Here is a 22,792-nt window from a genome sequence, read left to right as displayed (position 1 = left end):
CCCTTCCCCCTTTCAACCACTGGAGCTTCCATGATTTCTCACCGTATCCGCGCCCTGTGCGCCACCGCCCTGCTGGCAGTTGCGGGCGCCGCGTCGGCGGCCTACCCGGACAAGCCCATCACGCTGATCGTTCCCTGGGCGCCCGGAGGCTCGACCGACATCCTTGCGCGCGCGCTGGGCGAGCGCATGTCGAAGTCACTGGGCCAGACGGTGATCGTCGACAACCGCGCGGGCGCATCGGGCAACATCGGCTCGAACATCGTTGCCAAGGCACGGCCCGACGGCTACACGCTGCTCGTGGGCTCGATGAGCACGCATGCGATGAATCCCGCACTGATGGCCAGCATGCCCTTCAAGGGCGTCGAGGACTTCACGCCCATTGCGCAACTGGCCAACGTGATCAACACCATGGTCGTGAGCAACTCGGTGCCGGTCAACAACCTCAAGGAGTTCATTGCCTATGCCAAGGCCAATCCCGGCAAGCTGAACTACGCGACCGCAGGCCAGGGCTCGACCAACCATCTGAGCGCGGTGCTGTTCGAAAAGGCCGCCGGCATCACGATGGTGCATGTGCCCTACAAGGGCGGCGCGCCCGCCGTGGTCGATACGGTCGCCGACCAGACCCAGGTGCTGTTCTCGGCCGGCACGCAGACGCTGCCGCACGTCAAGAGCGGCAAGCTCAAGCTGCTGGCCGTGACCGAGGCCAAGCGCTCCGCGCTGATGCCCGAAGGCGTGCCCACGGTAGGCGAAACGCTGCCCGGCTATGAACTGGGCGTCTGGTATGGCCTGTTCGGCCCGGCCAACATGCCCAAGGAACTGGTCGACCAACTGAACGCTGCCGCCAACGCCGCAATGGCCGATCCGGCCGTCAAGGCGCGCATGGACAGCCTGGGCGTCGAAGTCGTCAAGGCCACGCCGGCGCAGTTCGCCACGGTGCTCAAGTCCGACGCCGAGCGTTACGGCAAGATCATCCGCGAGCTGGGCATCAAGGGTGAGTGAAGACTGTCCCCTGACACTGCCGTCATCCGCCGGCCTGGCGCTGTGCCGTGAACTGCCGCGCGCGCCCGATTTCGCCGCCGCGCTGCAGATCATCGAGCGCGTGCGCCAGGACCTGCTGGGCGACGGCCTGCTCACGGTGAACCACGTGCAGTGGCCCGCCCACGGGGACACGGCCGAAGCCATAGACCTGCAACGCATCTGGTCATCGCGCCCCGCCGAGTACCCGCTCGCGGGCCGCAAGCGCAAGGGCCTCACGCCCTGGACGCGGCAGTTGCTGCTGTCCAGCGAAATCTTCATAGGCGAAGGCCAGGCGGCGCTGCAGCAGGTGTTCGACGACCACCGGCTGATCCTGTCCATGGGGCTGCAGTCGGTGATGAACGTGCCGCTGGTGCGCGCCGACGGCTGCTTTGCGACCTTCAACGTGCTGGGCACGCGCGCGCAGTGGAGCGCGCTGGAAAGGCAGCAGATCGAGCTGCTGGCGGCGCTGGCACTGCCATGGGTGGCGGGGCACTCGGCTCACCCCGGGTCCTAAGCGCCGCTTGAAGCCCTTGGAGGGCTGTCCCAGGTGCCGGCTGCACCTGCGCGCCTGGCGGCACGCACAGCCCATGGGTCGGCCGCTGGCACCGCCGCCCCCCCCTGCATCGTGGACGCGAGTTGCCGCGGCCGCCAGGCCCTTGATGAGCGCTGGATGAAAGACTGATGCCAAGGCCTGCACCCGGGCGCCGCCTCGCAGGCGAACGCCGGCCTTCGACCCGGCGCCAGCAAACGCCGCTGCGCGCCGCGCCGGAATGCACAAACCAGCACTGTTGGGCGGAACTGTACCGCGGCCTTTCGAGACGCGTTCATAGAATTTCCATCTGCAGTGGCCAGCTTCGCACTGCGAGCAACCGGAGCAACTGCACCGCCGATTCATCAACGCTTGCGCCGCACTCTTCTCATTGAAGGCGGCTACGTTTTCATTCGCCGGCAAACAGTCTCTCCGAGCGAGAACAGCATCAACCATCCAGAGTCACCAATGCAATCACCACAGCAGCACTATCACCTTCTCGCGAAACCAGCTGGGGCGGCGTGCAATCTGGGTTGCACCTACTGCTTCTTCCTGTCCAAGGAGAACCTGTACCCCGACGACAGCTACTTCATGAACGAGGCCACGCTGGAGACCTACATACGGCAGTTGCTGACCTCCTCGCCAGGCCCGCAGGTCGAAATCTCCTGGCAAGGTGGCGAGCCCATGCTGCGTGGCCTCGATTTCTACCGGCGAGCGGTGGAGTTGGCCGAGAGGCACCGCCGCAGCGATCAGCATATCCAGCACACCATCCAGACCAATGCGACGCTGGTAGACGACGAATGGGCCCGCTTTTTCCGAGAACACAATTTTCTCGTCGGTGTCAGTGTCGACGGACCTGCAGCAATGCATGACATCTACCGCGTGGACCGCAAAGGACGGGGCACCTTCGACCAGGTGCTGCGGGGCTGGAACTGCCTGCAGCGGCACGGGGTGGAAACCAATATCTTGTGCACGGTCCATGCGGGCAATGCCGACCACCCCCTCGAGGTCTATCGCTTTTTCCGCGATGAACTGAAAGCGCAGTACATCCAGCTGATCCCTATCGTCGAGCGCGCGACCGAGCAGACGATCATGCTCGCCAACCAGGGCTGGGGCGGCCTCAAGGGCAAGGACAGGCCGCTGTACCGGCAGGAGGGCACGCGCGCGACCGCCAGGTCGGTGCCGGCCGAAAAATTTGGCAGCTTCCTGATCGGCATCTTCGATGAGTGGGTAAAGCGCGACGTGGGAAAGGTGTACGTGACCACGTTCGATGTGGCGCTGGGAAGCTGGCTGGGCCAGCACAACAGCTGCGTTGTTGCGCCGACCTGCGGCGCCTCGCTGGCGCTGGAACACAATGGCGATGTGTATTCCTGCGACCACTTTGTGGAGCCTGAGCACCAGTTGGGCAACATCAAGGACACACCGCTGGCCACCTTGGTGGCCTCGGAGAAGCAGCGCCGCTTCGGCAATGCGAAGTTCGACACGCTGCCGAAGTACTGCAAGCAGTGTCCGGCGCTTTTCGCCTGCTACGGGGAATGCCCGCGCAACCGGTTCATCGAGACCCCTGACGGCGAGCCCGGCCTGAACTACCTCTGCGCGGGCTACAAGGCGTTCTTCACGCACATCGATACACCGATGAAGGCCATGGTTGCGCTGTTGCGCAGCGGGCGCTACGTCGATGAAATCATGGGTCTGGCCTGATCACGAAAAAACGGGGGCATCAAATCGAGGAGAGCACCTCCTTGATCGCAGAATCCGGCCCCAGGAATCCGACGTTGAACCGGAACCAGGGCGAGAGGGCCGTGGCATCAGGACTGAAGATGGCCCCCGGAGCCATCGCAATGCCGCGCGCGAACATCTGGCGGGCGAACGCCAGCGAATCGTCCACGCCAGGCAGGCGTGCCCAGAGGTACAGGCTTTGTTCCGGCCGGGCAAAGACTTCGACACCATGTTCGTCGAACAGCGCCAGCGCGGCGCGCGTGGCGTTGCGCGTCTTGGCGCGCAACGCCAGTGCGTGCTTGCGAAAACGCCCTTCGGTGATCACCGCATCCACCGTACGCTCGGCGTATAGGGAACTGTTGAGACTGACGATGGTTTTGACCTGGGTCAGCTCACGCGCAAGATCGGCCCCGCATGCCAGGAAGCCGACCCGCACCACGCTGGACAGCGACTTGGAGAAGCTGCCGACATAGATGGATTGCGTGAGCTGGTCGCCCTTGCCGATGCGCGCTGCGCGCACCGCAGAAAAATCGGCCAATGCATCGTCATCCACGATGACCAGGCCGTGCAACTGCGCCAGCTCCGTCAGCGCCTGCATGACCGTCCCCGTCATGTCGCTGCCCGTAGGGTTGTGTCCGCAGGACTGCGTGAAGAACAGGCGTGGCTTGTACTGCCGCAACAATTGGGAGAGCATGCCGATATCGGGCCCTTCCGGTGTGCGGGGCACGCTGTGGATCTGCGCGCCCTGCAGCCGCAGTTTGTTGAAGGTCGGATAGAAGCCGGGGTCGTCGACCAGGACATGGTCGCCGGGGCGGACCAGGTGGCGGATGACCAGGTCAACCGCCTGGTAGGCGCCCTGGGTGAGCACGATCTGCGCCGGGTCCACGGCCATGCCGAAGCCTTGCAGACGGGCGGCGATGTGCCTGCGCAGCGGCAGGTAGCCGGCGGGGTCGCCATAACGGAAAACCGTGCCCAGGCCGCTGCGGCCGATTTTCTGCATGTAACGGTCCAGCCGGCAACCTTCGAGCCAGGCCGAAGGCGGCAGTCCTTCGCCCAGGGACAGCGGGCCGTGGGCTGCGTCCGTCATCTGGCGATCGATACCCACGGCACTGAGCGCCAGATCCAGTGCGGGCGCCCATCCGTCCGTGGCGCGCAGGTGGGGCTCCCGGCCCGCCACATAGAAACCGGCTCCACGGCGAGGCTCGATGAACCCTTCGGCCACCAGGATCTCATAGGCCTTGACGACGGTGTTCTTGGCCGCGCCGCAGGCCTGGGCCTGATCGCGCAGCGATGGCAGATTGCTGCCGGGCGCCAGCTGGCCCAGCGTGATCTGGCGTCTGATGTCGGCGGCGATGCGCTCGGCCAGCGGAAGGTGGTTGTTCATATCTTTTTGTGAGGCAAGCGCGACTGTTGCGATCAACTGTACCGCAGCTGTTTTGGTACGGATCAATAGACTTGCATCAACGTCACAGGACTCAGGAGATCACCCATGGAAACACCTCAGCAGCAAAGCCTGAACGAACAGTTCGCGGGCAAGATTGGTCAGACCTACAAGGACTCGGTGCCGCACTGGCCCGTGCAGCCGAAAGCACCGTCGGATGCGCCGAACGTGCTGTACATCGTGCTGGACGACGTGGGGTTTTCCGACCTTGGATGCTACGGGTCCGAGATCAACACGCCCAACATCGACGCATTGGCCGGCGGCGGCCTGCGCTACAGCAATTTCAACGTCACGGCCATGTGCTCGCCCACGCGGGCCTGCCTGCTGACCGGGCGCAACGCGCATTCCGTCGGCGTAGGCATCATCTCCGAATGGGCTAACGGCTTTCCTGCGTACCAGGGGCGCATTTCACCCAAGGCGGCGACGCTGGCCGAGGTTCTGGGCGAGCATGCCTACGGCTGCTATGCCAGCGGCAAATGGCACCTGACCAATCTGGCCGACTACGGAGCAGCCGGCCCTCACAACGACTGGCCGCTGGGACGAGGCTTCTCGCGCTGGTACGGATTTCACGGCGCGCTGATCGACCAGTGGAACCCCGAACTGTACGAGGACAACCACCCTTTCCACTTCGAGCCGCGCAAGGACTACCACCTGTCCAGCGATCTGGTGGATCGCACGATAGGACAGATTCGCGATCACGTCACGTCCACGCACGACAAGCCGTTCTTCAACTACCTGGCCCTGGGCGCCTGCCATTGGCCCCACCAGGTGCCGGACAGCTACATCGGCAAGTACCGCGGGCGCTATGACGGGGGCTGGGATCAGATTCGCGAGCAGCGATTTGCGCGGCAAAAAGCGCTGGGCATTGTGCCCGCGGATGCCGAAATGGCAGCGCACAATCCGGGCGTGGTCGCTTGGGAGGACGTTCCCGAGGATCAGCGCCGCGTGGGCTGCCGCCTGCAGGAAACCTTTGCGGCCTTCCTCGAACACACCGATGCCGAGATCGGTCGCCTGGTCGACTACCTGCGCTCGATTGGCCAACTGGACAACACGATGATCGTGCTGATCTCGGACAACGGCGCGAGTCCCGAAGGCGGCGCGCTGGGCGCCATCAACATGCGCAAGCACATGACGCATGAGCAGGAGACCATCGATGCCATGCTGCCGCGCCTGGACACCATAGGCAGCGAGTATTCCTTCAGCCACTATCCCATGGGCTGGGCGCAAGTGTCGAACACGCCCCTCAAGTGGTACAAGAAGGACACGCATGGCGGAGGCATCCGCGCGCCGCTGATCATGCACTGGCCCGCCGGCATTGCCAGCCGTGGCGAGGTGAGAACGCAGTTCCACCACGTCACCGATGTCACGCCCACGGTGCTCGACTGCATCGGTGTCGAGGCGCCGCGCACCTATCGAGGCATGGACCAGCTGGCCATGCACGGTCAGAGCATGCGCTACACCTTCGCCGATGCCGCCGCACCGACGACCAAGGTCACGCAGTACTTCGAGCTGTTGGGCGATCGCGCCGTGTGGCATGAAGGCTGGAAGGCCGTCGTCAAGCATGCGAAGGGCGCCGACTATGCCGTCGACGACCGCTGGGAGCTGTACAAGCTCAATGAGGACTTCACCGAGGTCAGGGATCTGGCCGCACAGCATCCAGACAAGCTCGCTTCGCTGGTCGATATCTGGTGGCAGCAGGCGGATCGCTTCGGCGTGCTGCCGCTGGACGACCGCGAGGCGGAACGCGCGCGCGATTTCCTGATGGCGACCAAGCGCTCGCGCTATGAGTTCCAGCCGGACATGGCCCGGATCGACCGCTTCATGGTTCCCGAAATCAGTGACCGCGACTACGCGATCCGTGCCGAGCTGTCTGCGCTGACACCTGAGACAGAAGGCGTGATCTTCTCCTGGGGAAGTCGATTCGCCGGCTTTGTCCTGTACTGCCAGGCTGGAGAGCTGGTCTACGAGTACCTCTACTCCGAAGTCCAAGGCCATCGCCTCAGCATCCCCATGCCCACCGGGTCCGCCGTCGTGGAGCTGAATTTCAAGCGCACGGGCAGCAACGCTGGACAACTGGCCTTGTGCGTCGATGGCCAGCAAAGAGCCACGCTGGAGCTCCCCAAGATGTGGTGGACCTATAGCACCACCGCTGGCCTGACCTGCGGTCTCGCCGGGGTGCCCATCAGCGAGGCATTCAAGCCGCCGTTCCGCTTCAATGCCACCCTGCAGCGCATGGTCGTCGAGTTGGGCGAGGGCCCATCCGATGACGGTGTCGGCAAGCTGTGGACGGTGTTCAAGCAGCAGTGAAGAAGTGAAAACAATGAAGGAGACAAGCCCCATGAACAAGCGAAATTTTCTGATCGCAGGATCTGCTGCGCTCGCATGCGCCCTGCCACTGTCCGCCGCTCAAGCGGCGGACTACCCGGCCAAACCCGTGAAGATCATCGTGGGCTATCCACCCGGAGGCACTACCGACCTGATGGCGCGGCTCGTGGGTCTGCAATTGCAGGAGGCCCTGAAACAGCCCTTTGTGATCGAGAACAAGCCAGGCGCCGGCGGCGGCATTGGCGCCGACTTGGTGAGCAAGGCCGCGCCCGACGGCTACACGCTGGGCCTGGGGACTGCGGGCAATCTGGCGCTCAACTACGTCTCGTACCCCAAGATTCCCTATGACTCGCGCAAGGACTTCAGCGCCTTGAGCGTGCTGGCGACCATGCCCAATGTGCTGGTGGTCAACAGCAAAATTCCCGTCAAGAACTATGCCGAGCTGATCGCCCACCTCAAGCGCAAGGACAAGAAAGGCAGCTTCTTTGCCTCCACGGGGACGGGCAACGGCCCGCACCTGACAGGCGAGTTCTTCAAGGCGCGCACCGGTCTGAATCTGTCCCATGTACCGTATCAGGGCGCCGGGCCGGCCATCACCGCTGTCCTGGGTGGCGAGGTGGACATGCTGTTCGACAACCTGCCGTCCGTGCTGCCCTTCATCCAAAGTGGCAAGGTCCGGGCCATCGCGGTGACCAGTGCGGCCCGCGTGCCGGTGCTGGCCGAAGTGCCTACGCTGCAGGACGTGGGCCTGAAGGACTTCGTGGTCGATGCCTGGTTTGCCTTGGTGGCACCCGCCGGTCTGGAAAAAGGCGCGCGCGAGAAGATCGATAAAGCGATTGCCGGCCTGGCGTCGAACGAGGCGTTCAAGGAATCGATACGCAAGCTGGGTGCAACGCCGAATCTGACCGGCGAAGCCGAGCTCAAGGCCCTGATCGAGTACGAGCGCGAGCGCTGGCCGACTTTGGTCAAGCAGGCCAACCTCAAGTTCTGAGCACCATGGAAACAAGTCCAAACACACCCACCCATGCCGGTCGGGTGGTGCTGGTCACGGGCGCCTGCGGCGGTATCGGTGCGGCGATCGCCAGGCGCTATGTCCAGGCGGGTGCCGCTGTCTGCCTGGTGGATCGCGACGCGGCAGCCGGTGAGGCCTTGGCGGCGCGTCTTCGCCAGGAGGGGGGCCAGGTGCACTTCGCCCAGGCCGACGTGGGTAATTTTGAACAGTGCCAGGCGGCATGCGACACCGCGCAATCCACACTGGGGCCGGTGGATACCGTCATCAACAACGCCGGTATCTCGCCCAAGCGCCAGGGCCTGCCGGTGCCGATCTGGCAGATGGAACCCGCCGAGTGGCGCCAGGTGGTCGATGTCAACCTGAACAGTGTCTTCCACTTCACGCGCCTGCTGGCCCCTGGCATGGTCGAGCGCCGATACGGGCGCATCGTTTCCATGTCTTCCGTCGCCGGCAAGGCCTACCTCGACATCGTTGCCGCGCATTACAGCACCACCAAGGCCGCGCTCATCGGCCTGACCCGGCACCTTGCGGGCGAGCTGGGGCCGCATGGCATCACCGTGAATGCGCTGGCGCCAGGGCGCATAGACACCCCCATGGTGGCCGGAGCACCCCAGGCCGCCAATGACGCGGTCACTGCCGTCACGCCGCTGCGCCGCCTGGGAACGCCCAACGAAGTCGCCGACGCCTGCCTGTTCCTCACTTCGGACCAGGCCGGCTTCATCACCGGCCAGGTCATCGACGTGGCTGGCGGCTGGCTCATGACCTGACTCCACCAAGACAACCTACCTGCCCCATGCAAACGACACCGCACCTCAACTACATCGCTGGCGAATGGACCTCCGGCACATCGGTAGCACTCAACATCAACCCTTCGGATACGCGCGATATCGTGGGTGAATACGTCCGCGCCGATGCGCAACAGGCCCAGGCCGCCATCGATGCGGCGTTCGACGCGCAGCGGGCCTGGGCCGGCCGGACCGCGGAACAGCGCTCCGATGCGCTGGATCGCATCGGCGCGGAAATCCTGGCGCGCAGTGACGAACTGGGCCGACTGCTCTCGCGCGAGCAGGGCAAGACGCTGGCCGAGGGCATAGGGGAAGTCATGCGCGCCGGACGCGTCTTCAAATTCTTTGCGGCCGAGGCCCTGCGACTGGGGGGCGAGAAGTTGCCGTCGATTCGGCCCGGCGTCGAAGTGGAAGTGACACGCGAGCCCGAAGGGGTCGTAGGCATCATCGCGCCCTGGAATTTCCCTATCGCCATCCCTGCCTGGAAGATCGCCCCGGCACTGGCCTATGGCAACGCCGTGGTCTTCAAGCCCGCCGATCTGGTGCCTGGCAGCGCCTGGGCGCTGTCGGAAATCATTGTGCGGGCCGGCCAATTGCCGCCCGGCACCTTCAACCTGGTCATGGGAGCAGGCTCCAAGGTCGGTCAAGCTCTGGCGAACTCGCCCAAGGTGCGTGCGCTCAGCTTCACGGGATCGACCGGCACCGGCCGCAGCGTGGGCCTGGCCTGCATGGAGCGTGGCGCCAAGGTGCAGCTCGAGATGGGCGGCAAGAACCCGCTGGTCGTGCTCGATGACGCGGACCTGGATCTCGCCGTCAACGTGGCCCTGCAGGGCAGCTTCTACTCCAGCGGCCAGCGCTGCACGGCGTCCAGCCGCCTGATCGTGCAGCAAGGCATTCACGACCGTTTTGTCGCGGCCCTGGCCGAGCGCATGGCAGCGCTTCAGGTCGGACACGCGCTGGAAGCCGGCACGGACATAGGCCCCGTGGTATCGCAAGACCAACTGGACCAGGACCGTTTCTACATCGACCTGGCCCAGCAGGAAGGCGGGCGGCTGCTGGCGGGCGGGGAGCTGTTGCAACGCGCCACGCCGGGCTACTACCTGTCGCCAGCCCTGATCACCGAAACGCACAACGCCATGCGCGTGAACCGCGAGGAAATCTTCGGCCCGGTGGCAACCGTCATCCGGGTCAAGGAGTACGAGGAGGCGCTGGCGACGGCCAACGACACCCCGTTCGGCCTGTCCTCCGGCATTTGCACCACGTCGCTGAAGCACGCCACGGACTTCAAGCGGCACTCGACGGCCGGCATGGTGATGGTGAACGTGGCCACGGCCGGCGTCGACTACCACGCCCCCTTCGGTGGCCGCAAGGCCTCCAGCTACGGCGCGCGCGAGCAAGGCAGCTACGCGCGCGAGTTCTACACCGCCACCAAAACCTCCTATATCCAGGCCTGACACCATGCGAGAGATCAACGGCAGCACACAGATTTTCGGCATCCTGGCCGACCCCATCCACCACGTCAAGACACCGCAGCGTATCAACCAGCTGTTCGCCGAGCGCCAGATCGACGGCGTCATGGTACCTGTGCATGTCAAGCCCGAAGGCCTGGCCCAGGCAGTCCAAGGTCTGCGGACGCTGCAGAACCTGGGCGGCTTCGTCGTCACCGTGCCGCACAAGACGGCCATCGTCGCCCTGTGCGACGAAATGACGCCCGAGGCCCGCCTGATTGGGGCCGTGAACGTCGTGCGCCGCACTGCAGACGGCCGTTTGGTCGGGGGGATGCTGGACGGCGAAGGCTTTGTGAGCGGGCTGCGCAGCCAGGGCCTGGAGCCGGCGGGACGCAGCGTCTATCTGGCAGGCGCCGGTGGCGCCGCCTCGGCCATCGCCTTTGCGCTCGCGGGCGCCGGTGTGCGCCGGCTGACCATCGCCAATCGCACGGCCGACAAGGCGCAGCAACTGATTGATCGCATTGCGAGCCATTTTCCTGCGCTGAGCCTGGCCGTAGGCAGCGAGGACCCTGCCGGCCATGAGCTGGTCGTCAACGGCACCTCGCTAGGCCTGCATCCCGGCGATGCCTTGCCCTTGAATGTGGACTGCCTGGAGCCGCAGCAGATCGTCGCGGAGATCATCATGCAACCCGCCGAGACGCCGCTGCTTCGGGCTGCCCAGGCCAAGGGCTGCCGCGTCCACTTCGGCGCACCCATGCTGTCCAGCCAGATCGCGCTGATGGCGGCGTTCATGCGCGGCGCGACGCCAGCGGAAGGCACATGAACCCAATGCAGCCTGAACTCCGGGAGAAGCTGTGCAGGGCCAGCAGCTCGGCGGAACACGGCACAGGCCAGCACCGTGTGAGCGCGCCGGCGCGCTGCCGTGCCATCGCCGAGCCGCCAGCGCATCCAGCGCTCCCTCGCCTCCCGGCAAGGTCCGTCCCCTTCATCTGAATGCTTGAGAAACACCATGGATACCTATGACTACGTGATCGTTGGCGGCGGCACGGCCGGTTGCGTGCTCGCGAACCGGCTGACGGCCTCGGGCAAGCACCGCGTGCTGCTCATTGAAGCAGGTGGGCAGCCGCGCAGCCCCTGGATACCCATCCCTGCGGGCTTCAGCAAGCTGCTGACCAACCGCAAGTACAACTGGCTCTTCAAGACCGAAGCCGAAGAGAACACGAAGGGCCGGGTCATTTCCGTGCCGCGCGGCAAGGGCCTCGGCGGCTCGACGCTGATCAACGGCATGATCTACGTGCGTGGACAGCCGCAGGACTATGACGCCTGGCGTGACGCCGGTGCCAGGGGCTGGGGCGCCCAGGATGTCGCGCCCTACTTCCGCAAGCTCGAGTGCTATCCGCAGGGCGGGGACACCCGGGGGAAGGACGGCCCACTGCACCTGGAGCAGGTCAATGAGCGCTTTCCGATAGCGGATGCCTTCATGCAGGCGGCCGTTCAGAATGGCCAGCGACTCAGCGACGACTACAACGCCCCTGACCAGGAAGGATTCGGCTACTACCAGGTGAACCAGCGCGGCGGGCGCCGCTGGAGCGCGTACGACGCCTACCTCAAACCAGTGCTGCAGCGCCCCAATCTGACGATAGTGACCGAAGCGCATGTATTGCGCGTGGATCTGGCCGGCCAACGCTGTGTGGGCATCACCTACCGCCGCCATGGTCAGGAGGTCAGCGTACGGGCACATACCGAAGTGATCCTGGCAGCAGGCGCCATTCAGACCCCGCAGCTCCTGGAGCTGTCGGGCATAGGCCAGCCGGCATTGCTGCAGTCGCTGGGCATTGCGGTGCGGCATGCCCTGCCGGGCGTGGGCGAGAACTATATCGACCACTTCGCCACGCGCATGAACTGGCGCGTGAAGAACACCATAACGCTCAACGAAATGTCACGTGGCTGGCGCCTGGCGGCCGCCGTTTCCCGGTATGTGACGCAGCGCAAGGGAATCCTCACCCTGGGCACGGGCCTGGTCCATGGCTTCGTCAAGACCCGCGCGGAACTGCCGACGCCGGATGCGCAGTACTTCTTCGTGCATGCCAGCTATGCCAATGCGGCCGAACGCATTCTCGATCACGCGCCTGGCATGACGATAGGAGTGACCCAAATGCGCCCGGAATCCATAGGCAGCATCCACGCCAGGTCCGCCGACCCCATGCAGGGGCCGTCCATAAGGCCCAACTTCCTCAGCAGCGAGGTGGACCAGCAGTGCATCGTGCGCAGCATGCAGCTGGCTCGCCAGATCGTCGCCCAGCCCGCCATGGCGCAGTTCATTGAACGCGAGATGGGCCCTGGCCCGCAGGTGCAGACAGATGCCGACTGGTTGGAGTTTGCACGTGCGAACGGACAGACGATTTACCACCCATTGGGAACCTGTCGCATGGGAGAGGACGAAGGGGCAGTCGTCGATTCACGGCTCAGGTTGCACGGTATATCCGGTCTGCGCGTAGTCGATGCCTCGGTCATGCCCAAGATGGTGTCCGGAAATATCCAGGGGGCGGTAATGATGGTGGCGGAGAAAGGTGCGGACTTGATCCTGGAGGATAGGGTGTGTTGATGTAGCTTTATGGCACTTGCGGCCCGACGCCAATTCCCTTCGCTCATCACCCTAAATATCTCTGCAAACATGCACCGTCCAGCTTGGCAACTACAAGGCAAAGAGCCTGACTACAGGTTTTCACTCGCCAATGAAAGAACCTTTCTTGCCTGGGTCAGAACGGCACTGGCACTCTTGGCGGGAGCCGTCCTGCTTGACCAGGTGTCCGTCAAATTTCCGGGGCATGTCTATGTTTCGTACCTGGCTATATTTTCCAGCGTGGCGGCCGCCGCGATGTTCTTGCTGGCATTTTTGCGCTGGAAATCGAACGAAATTGCAATGCGCCATGATCGGCCATTGCCGGCATGCTGGTTCATCTCATGTATCGCGGTTGGCTTCATGATCGCGGCTATCACGGTGGCCATGGTCTTTACGGGAAATATATGAGAGACCCGGGGCTGCAACCAGAGCGCACAGCGTTGGCCTGGAATAGAACGGCTTTGAGTATGTTGGTGGTCGCTGCCGCATGGCTGAAAATCGGAACAGAATCTCATCGATTGGAGATCGTCATCACCGGCGCATTCCTGCTTTCAGGGGCAGTTTTTGCATGGGTTATCGGCATGATGCGTCGCAATGCGCTATTGCGCGTGACCGCGGTCATGACACCGTCCGGCCACTTGCTCGCTGCGCTGGCCTTGGGGGCAGGCGCTTGTGCCGGGGTTGCGATGGCAAGCCTGGGAAAATGACACAAATCGTGGTGTGGATCGGACCGAATTTGAAATCCCCCTCGTGTTCGGACCGTTCCAAGCGTGAATCTGGCAGCTTGCTCGCGGTTCATCCGAACTCTTTCTGGCGAACTCAATCTCCCATCCGTTCGCCCTGAGCGCGGTAAGCGAGACGAAGTCTCGCCAGGCGTTATCAAGAAACAGGGTGAGGCATGACTTCAAAATCCCGTTCACCCTGAGCTTGTCGAAGGGTCGGTCTTTTGAGAGTACGCCACTCATCGCCGCTGTTTGCTCAAATCGAGTGCTTTCTAAGTCATTGATTTATTTGACAAAAAAGCTGTTTCTTGAGAGTCCCGAGCCCGCCGAAGTATCGAAGGATGAACGCCCTGCACTCCGGGCACGCAGGCAGGCCCTACCCCAGCCCCCGCAAATGCAGATGCGAGGAGTTCTTCACCTCTTCCATCACCGCATAGGTGCGCGTCTCGCGCACGCCCGGCAACTGCCACAGCACGTTGCCGGCAAACACCCGGTAGGCATTCATGTCGGCGCTGCGGGTTTTCAGCAGGTAGTCGAAGCCGCCGGCCACCATGTGGCATTCCATGATTTCGGGCTGCAGCTGCACCGCCACCTTGAACGCCTCGAAGACATTGGGCGTGGTGCGGTCCAGCAGTACCTCGACGAACACCAGCATGCCCGCATCGAGCTTGATCGGATTGAGCCGGGCTTCATAGCCCAGGATGAAGCCCTCGCGCGTGAGCCGCTGCACGCGCGCCAGCGTGGCCGTGGGCGACAGGCCGATGGCATCGGCGAGCTTGAGGTTGGCAAGGCGGCCGTCGGTCTGCAGCAGCGCAAGAATGCGCAGGTCCATGCGGTCAAGCGCTTGTGCGTGGTCCGTGTTCATAAAGTAGTTTTTTATTCTGTGATATCTGAATATTTTGAATAAATATTCTATCAATGTGGATGCACCATTGCCACATCAACTAATCCCTCGCTGCCCATGTCCATCTCTGCTGCCCCGGCCTCCCACCCCACGTTTGTCGACGGCCCCACGCAACACCGCGGCGCGCTGCGCGACGCCATCACGGCCGCGACGCGGCTGCCTGAACCCCAGGCCGTGGCGGGCCTGCTGGCGCTCGCACGTGCGCGCGCTGACGATGCACAGGCCGCCAATGCGCTCGCGCTGCAGCTGGCACGCGCGCTGCGCGAGCGCAAGAGTGCCAGCGGCCGCGCGGGCATCGTCCAAGGTCTGTTGCAGGAGTATTCGCTGTCGTCGCATGAGGGCGTGGCGCTGATGTGCCTGGCCGAGGCGCTGCTGCGCATTCCCGACGCCGCGACGCGCGACGCGCTGATACGTGACAAGATCGCCGATGGCGACTGGCGCCAGCACCTGGGCCGCAGCCCGTCGCTGTTCGTCAACGCCGCGACCTGGGGCCTGCTGCTCACGGGCCGGCTGGTCGCCACGCACAGCGAGACCGGGCTGTCGACCATGCTGGGGCGCATCATCGGCAAGGGCGGCAAGCCGCTGATTCGCAAGGGCGTAGACATGGCGATGCGCATGATGGGCGAGCAGTTCGTCGCAGGCGAGACCATTGCCGAGGCCTTGCAGCATGCCAAGGCCCTCGAAGCCCAGGGCTTTCGCTATTCCTACGACATGCTGGGCGAAGCGGCGCTGACCGAAAGCGATGCGCAGCGCTACCTTGCCGACTACCAGCAGGCGATCGACGCCATCGGCCGTGCCGCGGGCGGCGCGGGCATCGAAGCCGGCCCGGGCATCTCGATCAAGCTGTCGGCCCTGCACCCGCGCTACAGCCGCGCGCAGTTCGCGCGGGTGATGGCCGAACTCTACCCGCGCGTACTTCAGCTTGCAGTGCAGGCCAAGGGCCACGACATCGGCCTGAACATCGATGCCGAGGAGGCCGACCGGCTCGAGCTGTCGCTGGACCTGCTCGAGCGCCTGTGCTTGGAGCCCGCGCTTGCCGGCTGGAACGGAATCGGCTTTGTCATCCAAGCCTACCAGAAGCGCTGCCCTGCGGTCATCGACTTCCTGGTCGACCTCGCGCGCCGCAGCGGCCACCGGCTGATGGTGCGCCTGGTCAAGGGCGCGTACTGGGACAGCGAAATCAAGCGCGCCCAGGTCGATGGCCAGGACGGCTACCCGGTCTACACGCGCAAGCCCCATACCGACGTCGCCTACCTGGCCTGCGCGCGCAAGCTGCTCGACGCCCCGGACGCGGTGTTCCCGCAGTTCGCCACCCACAATGCCCATACGGTCGCCGCCATCCACCAGATGGCCGACCCGGCGCGCTACACGCCCGGCCAGTACGAATTCCAGTGCCTGCACGGCATGGGCGAGCCGCTGTACGAGCAGGTCGTGTCCACGCTGGGCCGGCCCTGCCGCATCTATGCACCCGTGGGCACGCACGAAACGCTGCTCGCCTACCTGGTGCGCCGGTTGCTTGAAAACGGCGCCAACACCTCGTTTGTCAACCGCATTGCCGATCCGGGCATCGCGCTCGAAACCCTGGTCGAAGACCCTGTGCAGACCGTGGAACGCATGGCGCGCGACGAAGGCGAATACGGCCTGCCTCACCCCGCGATTGCACTGCCCATCGCGCTCTATGGCACGGCGCGCGCGAATTCGCTGGGCCTGGACCTGTCCAACGAACACACGCTGCAGGCCATCGCCCAAGCCATGCAGGCCACGGCCGACTGGTCGGCGGGCCCGATGCTGGCGCCGGGCCACAGTGCGACGACATCGCCGACCGCATTCGACGGCGCCGAAGTCGAGATCCGCAACCCGGCGAATCTGCAGGACCTTGTGGGCCGGGTGCGCGAAGCCTCGTCGCAGGACGTGGAATCCGCGCTCAACGCCGCCGCCCTCGCAGCCGACAGTTGGGGCAACACGCCGCCTGCGGTGCGCGCCGATGCCCTCGATCAGGCGGCGAATCTGCTCGAAGCCGATCTGCCGCAGCTCATGGGCCTGCTCGCACGCGAAGCCGGCAAGACCGCCGCCAACGCCATTGCCGAAGTGCGCGAAGCCGTGGACTTCCTGCGCTTTTATGCGGCGCAGGCGCGCGCGGATTGGGCCGTCGGCACCCACCGCCCGCTGGGCCCTGTGGTCTGCATCAGCCCCTGGAATTTCCCGCTGGCGATCTTCATCGGCCAGGTCAGCGCCGCGCTTGCCGCGGGCAACCCGGTGCTGGCCAAGCCCGCCGAACAGACGCCGCTGGTCGCGGCCCACGCGGTGCGCCGCCTGTGGCAGGCCGGCGTGCCGCGGGCCGTGGTGCAACTGCTGCCCGGCCAGGGCGAAACCGTGGGTGCGGCGCTGGTCGGCGATGCGCGCGTGCAAGGCGTGCTGTTCACGGGCTCGACCGATGTCGCGCGCATTTTGCAGCGCGCGCTCGCGCAGCGCCTCGCAAGCGACGGCCAGCCGGTTCCTCTGGTCGCCGAAACCGGCGGCCAGAACGCGATGATCGTCGACTCGTCGGCGCTGGCCGAGCAGGTGGTCGCCGATGTCGTCGCCTCGGCCTTCGACAGCGCGGGCCAGCGCTGCTCGGCGCTGCGCGTGCTGTGTCTGCAGGAAGACTGCGCCGAGCGCATCATCGCCATGCTCGAAGGCGCGATCGCGCAATGCCGCATAGGCAACCCGGCGCAGCTGGCCGTGGACATAGGCCCGGTCATCGACGCGCAGGCGCGCGGCGGCATAGAAGCGCATATCGACCAGATGCGCGCCAGGGGCCGCAAGGTCGTGCGCACGGCCTGGAACCCGGGCGACGCGGCGCTGGCCCAGGGCACCTTCGTGCTGCCGACGCTGATCGAACTCGACACCCTCGGCGAACTGCAGCGCGAGATCTTCGGGCCGGTACTGCACATCGTGCGCTATCGGCGCGCGGGCCTGGGCCAGTTGCTCGCGCAGATCAACGCCACCGGCTACGGCCTCACGCTGGGGCTACACACGCGCATAGACGAAACCATTGCCCAGGTCGTGGGCGCGGCGCACGCGGGCAATGTCTATGTGAACCGCAACATGGTCGGCGCCGTCGTGGGCGTGCAGCCCTTTGGCGGCGAAGGCCTGTCGGGCACGGGCCCCAAGGCCGGCGGCCCGCTGTATCTCTACCGGCTGCTGTCGCAGCGCCCGGACGACGTGCTGCAGCGCGCGCTGCCGCAGCCGGGCAAGGGCACGCAAACCGCCGCCAGCGGGCATGAAGCCTCGGCCTTCGCGCAACTGCAACGCTGGGCCGCGCACGCCGGCCAGCCGCGGCTGCAGGCGGCTTGCGCGCGCTTCGAGGCGCTCACGCCGCACGCGCCCGCTTGCGAACTCCCTGGCCCCACAGGCGAGCGCAACGTCTACACGCTCGCGCCGCGCGACGCCGTGCTGTGCCTCGCGAACACCGACGGCGATAGGCTGACCCAGCTCGCGGCCGTTCTGGCCGTAGGCAGCCGCGCGGTCTGGCCCGCCGAGGGGCAGGCGCTGTTCGCCCGCCTGCCCCTGGCCGTGCGCCAGGCCATAGACCTGGTGCCCGACTGGAGCGCGCCCAGCGTGCAATTCGATGCCGTGCTCCACCATGGCGACGCGGCGTCGCTCACCCAGGCCAGCCAGGCGCTCGCCGTGCGGCCCGGCCCCATCGTCAGCATAGGCCACGCCGCCAGCGGCTCCACCGCCGTGCCGCTGGAGCGGCTGGTCATAGAGCGCGCGCTGAGCGTGAACACGGCAGCGGCTGGCGGCAATGCCAGCCTGATGACCATCGCCTGAAAGCCCGGCCGCGGCCGGGCCGTCGCACCGCATTTGCCCAACGGCCGGGGGCCTGCACCCGAATGCAGCATCCGGCTCACCATCTCAGTGCATGGCCCTGCCCCAAGCGGCCAACGGCTCCGCGATACCAGGCTGGCCCGAGAATTGCTTGAACCCTGTCGTGGCCACTGAAGGTCACAGAAGTTTGGCACCAACGATGGGCCCGAACCTATGACAAAGGCGTCTTTCCCTGCAGCCGGGCTGTACAGGGACAGACGCTTTTGCGCTTTCAGAACTGCCAACGAAAGACCCAGATGAAGAAATCCAGATTGGTGATGATAGGCAACGGAATGGCGGGCGTGCGCTCTCTGGAGGAGTTGCTCAAGCTGGCGCCCGATCTGTACGACATCACGGTGTTCGGCAGCGAGCCCCACCCCAACTACAACCGCATCATGCTGTCGCCGCTGCTCGCGGGCGAACAGACGCTCGAGCAGATCGTTCTCAACGACTGGAGCTGGTACACCGACAACGGCATCACGCTGCACGCGGGCTATACCGTCACCTCCATAGACCGCCAGTCGCGCACCGTGCATGCGGTCAACGCCGCGGGCGAGGCACTGAGCGCACCCTACGACCGGCTGATCATGGCCACGGGCTCGCATGCCTTCATCCTGCCCGTTCCCGGCAGCCAGCTCGAAGGCGTGCTCGGCTACCGCGACATCGCCGACACCCAGGCCATGATCGATGCCGCCACGCAGTACCGGCATGCGGTGGTCATAGGCGGCGGCCTGCTGGGCCTTGAAGCCGCCAACGGCCTGATCAAGCGCGGCATGCAGGTCACCGTGGTGCACGTCAACGACTGGCTGCTCGAGCGCCAGCTCGACGAGGCCGCGTCCCAGCTGCTGCGCCAATCGCTCAATGAGCGCGGCATGCAGTTCCTGATGGGCGCGCAAACGCAGGAGCTGCTCGCGAACGACGCTGGCCGCGTGCGCGCCGTGCGCTTCAAGGACGGCAGCGAAGTGCCTGCCGACCTGGTCGTCATGGCCGTAGGCATACGCCCCAACACCGCGCTCGCCGAAGCCGCCTACCTGCAGGTCAACCGCGGCATCGTGGTGCACGACACGCTGCAGACCACGACCGACCCGCGCATCTACGCCGTGGGCGAATGCGCGGCCCACCGCGGCATTGCCTACGGCCTGGTCGCGCCGCTGTTCGAGCAGGGCAAGGTGCTGGCCAACCACCTGGCCGAACTGGGCATCAGCCGCTACCAGGGCTCGGTCACCTCGACCAAGCTCAAGGTCACGGGTATCAACCTGTTCTCGGCCGGCGACTTCCAGGGCACGGACAGCACCGAGGAAATCGTGCTCAGCGACCCGGTCAGCGGCGTCTACAAGAAGCTGGTGATCGCCGATGACAAGCTCGTCGGCGCCTGCCTCTACGGCGACACCGTCGACGGCAGCTGGTACTTCAAGCTGCTGCGCGAAGGCTGCAGCATCGCCGAAATTCGCGACCGGCTGATGTTCGGCGAAATCCCGCTGGGCGACAGCGCCGCCGAAGACCAGAACAAGCTCGCCTGAAGCGCGCACCGACCCGTATTCCGCCACCCCCACTCAAAGCTCCCCATGACCGCCTCCCCTGTCACGCAAACGCGCTCCACCTGCCCCTACTGCGGTGTCGGCTGTGGAGTGATCATCGAAGCACAGGACGGCCAGATCACCGCAGTCCAGGGTGATCCGCTGCATCCGGCGAATTTCGGCAAGCTGTGCACCAAGGGCAGCACGCTGCACCTCACGGCGTCGGCCGCGGTCATGCGCCAGACGCGGCTGCTGCAGCCGCTGCAACGCCTGCAGCGCGGCGGCCCCGCCCTGCCCGTGGCCTGGGATGCTGCGCTCGATACCGCCAGCGACCAGCTCGTGCGCATCATCACAGCACACGGCCCCGACGCCGTGGGCTTCTACCTCAGCGGCCAGCTGCTGACTGAAGACTATTACGCGTTCAACAAGCTGGTCAAAGGCCTGATCGGCAGCAACAACCTCGACACCAATTCACGCCTGTGCATGAGCAGCGCCGTCGCGGGCTACAAGGCCACGCTGGGCGCAGACGCGCCGCCGGCCTGCTATGAAGACCTCGAGAAAGCGCACTGCGTGTTCCTGGTCGGCAGCAACGCGGCCTGGGCCCACCCCATCCTGTTTCGCCGCCTCGAAGCCGCCAAGGCCGCGAACCCCGCGCTCAGGATCATCGTCGCCGACCCGCGCCGCACCGATACCGCCAGCCTGGCCGACCTGTTCCTGCCGATCGCCCCGGGCACCGATGTGCTGCTGTTCCAGGGCATGCTGCACCTGATGCTCGCGCAAGGCTGGATCGACCGGGCCTATATCGCCGCCCGCACCACGGGCTTTGACGCGCTCGAAAGCCTGGTAGCAACGGCCACGCCCGCGCGCATCGCCCAGGAATGCGGCATTGCCGAGCAAGACCTGCTGCAGGCCGCGCGCTGGTTTGCACAGTCGCCCGCCACGCTGAGCCTCTACTGCCAGGGCCTGAACCAGAGCAGCAGCGGCACGGCCAAGAACGCCGCGCTGATCAACCTGCACCTGGCCACGGGCCAGATCGGCAAGCCCGGCGCGGGGCCGCTGTCGCTCACGGGCCAACCCAACGCCATGGGCGGGCGCGAAGTCGGCGGCATGGCCAATCTGCTCAGCGGCCACCGCGACCTGGGCAATGCCGCGCACCGCGCCGAAGTCGCCGCGCTGTGGGGCGTGAGGCAAGTGCCCGCCCGGCCCGGCAAGACCGCGGTCGAAATGTTCGAAGCCGCGGCCGACGGCGAAATCAAGGCGCTGTGGATTGCCTGCACCAACCCCGCGCAAAGCATGCCCGACCAGCGCACCGTGCAGCGCGCGCTCGAACGCGCCGAGCTGGTCGTGGTGCAGGAGGCCTTCACCACCACCGAAACCGCGCGCCATGCCCACCTGCTGCTGCCCGCCACCACCTGGGGCGAGAAGATGGGCACGGTCACCAACAGCGAGCGGCGCATTTCGCGCGTGCGCGCCGCCGTGCCCGCGGCAGGCGAAGCGCGCCACGACTGGCAGATCGCGGTGCAGCTCGCGCAGCGGCTCGAAGCCCGGCTGCGCCCCGGCCAGCCCACGCTGTTTCCCTACCCCGTGGAGCCGGCCAGCGCGGGCGCGCAGGCACTGTGGGAAGAACACCGCGCCAGCACCGCGGGGCGCGATCTCGACATCACCGGCCTCTCCTGGGCGCGGCTCGAACAGGGCCCGCAGCAATGGCCCATGCCCGCGGGCGCGGCCCAGGGCCAGGCGCGGCTCTACGAAGACGGCGTATTTCCCACGGCCGATGGCAAGGCGCGCTTTCATGCCGCGCCCTACCAGCCGCTGGCCGAGCCCGTCGACGCCCAGTTTCCATTCAGCCTCACCACGGGCCGGCTGCGCGACCAGTGGCATGGCATGAGCCGTACGGGCACGCTGGGCCGGCTGTTCAGCCACGCGGCCGAGCCCCGGCTGCACATGCACCCGCAGGACATGGCGCAGCAAGGCTTGGGCGAAGGCGAACTGGTGCAGCTCACCAGCCGCCGCGGCACGCTCATGGTCGCGCTGCAGTCCGACGCCCAGCTGGCACCGACGCGCATGTTCATGGGCATGCACTGGGGCAGCGAATTTCTGAGCGGCCGCGCCGCCGATGGCCAGCGCCTGCAGGGCATCAACGCACTCACCCAGCCCGTGTTCTGCCCCGTGTCCAAGCAGCCCGAACTCAAGCACACGGCCGTGACAGTGAGCAAGGTCGCCCTGCCCTGGTCGCTGCTGGCCATGGCCTGGCTGCCCGCCGAGCGCGTGCTCGCAGTGCGCCAGGCGCTGTCGGCGCTGATGGGGCATTTCGAATTCGCGACCTGCGTGCCGTTCAGCAACCAGGTGCCGCTGAGCGCGGCCGCGCAAACGCGCAGCGGCGTGCTGCTGCGCGCCTCGGCGCACACGCCGCCCGCCGCCGAAGTGCTGCAGCAGATCGAACAATTGCTGGGGCTGTCGGGCGACCAGGTGATCCGCTACAACGACAGACGCCGCCAGCAGACCCGCGCCTTGCAGGTAGTGCGCGGCGACCAGGGTGCGCTGCGCCTTGAAGCCATGCTGCTCACGGGCGACACCAGCGCCGGCGCCTGGCTCGCGCAGTTGCTGGCCCAGGAACTGGACCCGCCCCAGCCCTCGCACCTGATGCTGACCCAGGGCGCGACGCCGCCGTCGGGCACCCAGGCGCGCAGCCCCCAGGTCTGCAGTTGCATGAACGTGACCCTCGACAGCATCGTGCAGACGCTCGCGCAATGCGCGGGCAGCGACGACGAACGCCTGGTCCAGCTGCAGCAACGCCTGGGCTGCGGCACGCAGTGCGGCTCCTGCATTCCCGAACTCAAACGCCATGTGCAGACCACGGCCGTGGTCCGCTTCCCCCAAACTTCGAACGCTTGAGGACCC

The 22,792-nt window shown here is 65.8% G+C and carries 15 protein-coding genes and 1 pseudogene; 14 read left to right on the top strand and 2 right to left on the bottom strand.

From position 1 onward, the window contains the following. The first annotated feature begins 30 nt into the window (after window positions 1-30). The 3 genes from GVL12_RS20110 to GVL12_RS20100 all read left to right on the top strand — a co-directional run bounded on the left by GVL12_RS20110 (window position 31) and on the right by GVL12_RS20100 (window position 3,247). Window positions 31-999 carry a tripartite tricarboxylate transporter substrate binding protein gene (locus GVL12_RS20110; protein ID WP_159917340.1) on the top strand — a complete coding sequence of 323 codons (969 nt, stop codon included), beginning with the start codon at window positions 31-33 and terminating at the stop codon, window positions 997-999. Continuing rightward, on the top strand, window positions 992-1,531 hold the full coding sequence (locus tag GVL12_RS20105; RefSeq protein ID WP_159917339.1) for a GAF domain-containing protein: 540 nt from the start codon (window positions 992-994) through the stop codon (window positions 1,529-1,531). The genes GVL12_RS20110 and GVL12_RS20105 overlap by 8 nt, the downstream gene beginning before the upstream one ends. Window positions 1,532-1,861: 330 nt before the next feature. Further along, window positions 1,862-3,247 carry an anaerobic sulfatase maturase gene (locus GVL12_RS20100; protein WP_200843945.1) on the top strand — a complete coding sequence of 462 codons (1,386 nt, stop codon included), beginning with the start codon at window positions 1,862-1,864 and terminating at the stop codon, window positions 3,245-3,247. A gap of 19 nt (window positions 3,248-3,266) precedes the next feature. Here GVL12_RS20100 and GVL12_RS20095 read toward each other — a convergent pair whose 3' ends face one another. Continuing rightward, window positions 3,267-4,649: a PLP-dependent aminotransferase family protein gene (locus tag GVL12_RS20095; RefSeq protein WP_159917338.1), complete on the bottom strand. Its 1,383-nt coding sequence runs from the start codon at window positions 4,647-4,649 to the stop codon at window positions 3,267-3,269. Between the two features lie 105 nt (window positions 4,650-4,754). Between GVL12_RS20095 and GVL12_RS20090 the strand changes: the two genes are divergently transcribed. The 8 genes from GVL12_RS20090 (at window position 4,755) to GVL12_RS26935 (ending at window position 13,606) form a co-directional block, all read left to right on the top strand. Beyond that, window positions 4,755-7,013: an arylsulfatase gene (locus GVL12_RS20090; RefSeq protein WP_159917337.1), complete on the top strand. Its 2,259-nt coding sequence runs from the start codon at window positions 4,755-4,757 to the stop codon at window positions 7,011-7,013. Window positions 7,014-7,044: 31 nt separating this feature from the next. After that, entirely contained in the window at window positions 7,045-8,022 is a 978-nt protein-coding gene (locus tag GVL12_RS20085; protein WP_159917336.1) for a tripartite tricarboxylate transporter substrate binding protein, read from the top strand. Window positions 8,023-8,027: 5 nt separating this feature from the next. Then, entirely contained in the window at window positions 8,028-8,810 is a 783-nt protein-coding gene (locus GVL12_RS20080; protein ID WP_159917335.1) for an SDR family NAD(P)-dependent oxidoreductase, read from the top strand. Window positions 8,811-8,836: 26 nt separating this feature from the next. Further along, window positions 8,837-10,282, top strand: a complete 1,446-nt coding sequence (locus GVL12_RS20075) for an aldehyde dehydrogenase family protein (RefSeq protein WP_159917334.1) — start codon at window positions 8,837-8,839, stop codon at window positions 10,280-10,282. A gap of 4 nt (window positions 10,283-10,286) precedes the next feature. Continuing rightward, on the top strand, window positions 10,287-11,099 hold the full coding sequence (locus GVL12_RS20070) for a shikimate dehydrogenase (protein ID WP_159917333.1): 813 nt from the start codon (window positions 10,287-10,289) through the stop codon (window positions 11,097-11,099). A 186-nt stretch (window positions 11,100-11,285) separates the two neighbouring features. Beyond that, on the top strand, window positions 11,286-12,881 hold the full coding sequence (locus GVL12_RS20065) for a GMC family oxidoreductase (protein WP_159917332.1): 1,596 nt from the start codon (window positions 11,286-11,288) through the stop codon (window positions 12,879-12,881). A 9-nt stretch (window positions 12,882-12,890) separates the two neighbouring features. After that, window positions 12,891-13,307, top strand: coding sequence for a YidH family protein (locus GVL12_RS20060; RefSeq protein WP_235033924.1), 417 nt, complete (start codon window positions 12,891-12,893; stop codon window positions 13,305-13,307). Next, on the top strand, window positions 13,226-13,606 hold the full coding sequence (locus GVL12_RS26935; RefSeq protein WP_200843944.1) for a DUF202 domain-containing protein: 381 nt from the start codon (window positions 13,226-13,228) through the stop codon (window positions 13,604-13,606). Before GVL12_RS20060 ends, GVL12_RS26935 begins: the two co-directional genes overlap by 82 nt. 391 nt (window positions 13,607-13,997) lie before the next feature. Here the strand turns inward: GVL12_RS26935 and GVL12_RS20050 are convergent, their stop codons facing one another. After that, complete coding sequence (locus GVL12_RS20050; protein WP_159917329.1) at window positions 13,998-14,486, bottom strand: Lrp/AsnC ligand binding domain-containing protein; 489 nt, start codon at window positions 14,484-14,486, stop codon at window positions 13,998-14,000. Window positions 14,487-14,651: 165 nt separating this feature from the next. On the opposite strand from GVL12_RS20050, the pseudogene putA reads away from it, so the two are divergent. The 3 genes and pseudogenes from putA to GVL12_RS20035 all read left to right on the top strand — a co-directional run. Continuing rightward, window positions 14,652-18,338: pseudogene (gene putA / locus GVL12_RS20045) on the top strand (trifunctional transcriptional regulator/proline dehydrogenase/L-glutamate gamma-semialdehyde dehydrogenase); the annotation flags it as partial. 293 nt (window positions 18,339-18,631) lie between these two features. Further along, window positions 18,632-19,894, top strand: coding sequence for an NAD(P)/FAD-dependent oxidoreductase (locus GVL12_RS20040; protein WP_200843943.1), 1,263 nt, complete (start codon window positions 18,632-18,634; stop codon window positions 19,892-19,894). Window positions 19,895-19,939: 45 nt separating this feature from the next. Then, entirely contained in the window at window positions 19,940-22,786 is a 2,847-nt protein-coding gene (locus GVL12_RS20035; RefSeq protein WP_159917327.1) for a nitrate reductase, read from the top strand. Window positions 22,787-22,792 lie beyond the last annotated feature (6 nt).

The organism is Pantoea sp. 18069 (assembly GCF_902706035.1).
Classification (GTDB): Bacteria; Pseudomonadota; Gammaproteobacteria; order Burkholderiales; family Burkholderiaceae_C; genus Comamonas.
The sequence above is the reverse complement of the archived record's forward strand: the minus strand, read 5'-3'. Positions and strand labels throughout refer to the sequence as shown.

Bases quoted from the DNA above. Each gene is read 5' to 3' on its own strand.
- GVL12_RS20110 (WP_159917340.1), top strand. From the start codon at position 31: ATGATTTCTCACCGTATCCGCGCCCTGTGCGCCACCGCCCTGCTGGCA.
- GVL12_RS20095 (WP_159917338.1), bottom strand. From the start codon at position 4,649: ATGAACAACCACCTTCCGCTGGCCGAGCGCATCGCCGCCGACATCAGA.
- GVL12_RS20090 (WP_159917337.1), top strand. From the start codon at position 4,755: ATGGAAACACCTCAGCAGCAAAGCCTGAACGAACAGTTCGCGGGCAAG.
- GVL12_RS20085 (WP_159917336.1), top strand. From the start codon at position 7,045: ATGAACAAGCGAAATTTTCTGATCGCAGGATCTGCTGCGCTCGCATGC.
- GVL12_RS20080 (WP_159917335.1), top strand. From the start codon at position 8,028: ATGGAAACAAGTCCAAACACACCCACCCATGCCGGTCGGGTGGTGCTG.
- GVL12_RS20075 (WP_159917334.1), top strand. From the start codon at position 8,837: ATGCAAACGACACCGCACCTCAACTACATCGCTGGCGAATGGACCTCC.
- GVL12_RS20070 (WP_159917333.1), top strand. From the start codon at position 10,287: ATGCGAGAGATCAACGGCAGCACACAGATTTTCGGCATCCTGGCCGAC.
- GVL12_RS20065 (WP_159917332.1), top strand. From the start codon at position 11,286: ATGGATACCTATGACTACGTGATCGTTGGCGGCGGCACGGCCGGTTGC.
- GVL12_RS20060 (WP_235033924.1), top strand. From the start codon at position 12,891: ATGGCACTTGCGGCCCGACGCCAATTCCCTTCGCTCATCACCCTAAAT.
- GVL12_RS26935 (WP_200843944.1), top strand. From the start codon at position 13,226: ATGCTGGTTCATCTCATGTATCGCGGTTGGCTTCATGATCGCGGCTAT.
- GVL12_RS20050 (WP_159917329.1), bottom strand. From the start codon at position 14,486: ATGAACACGGACCACGCACAAGCGCTTGACCGCATGGACCTGCGCATT.
- GVL12_RS20040 (WP_200843943.1), top strand. From the start codon at position 18,632: ATGAAGAAATCCAGATTGGTGATGATAGGCAACGGAATGGCGGGCGTG.
- GVL12_RS20035 (WP_159917327.1), top strand. From the start codon at position 19,940: ATGACCGCCTCCCCTGTCACGCAAACGCGCTCCACCTGCCCCTACTGC.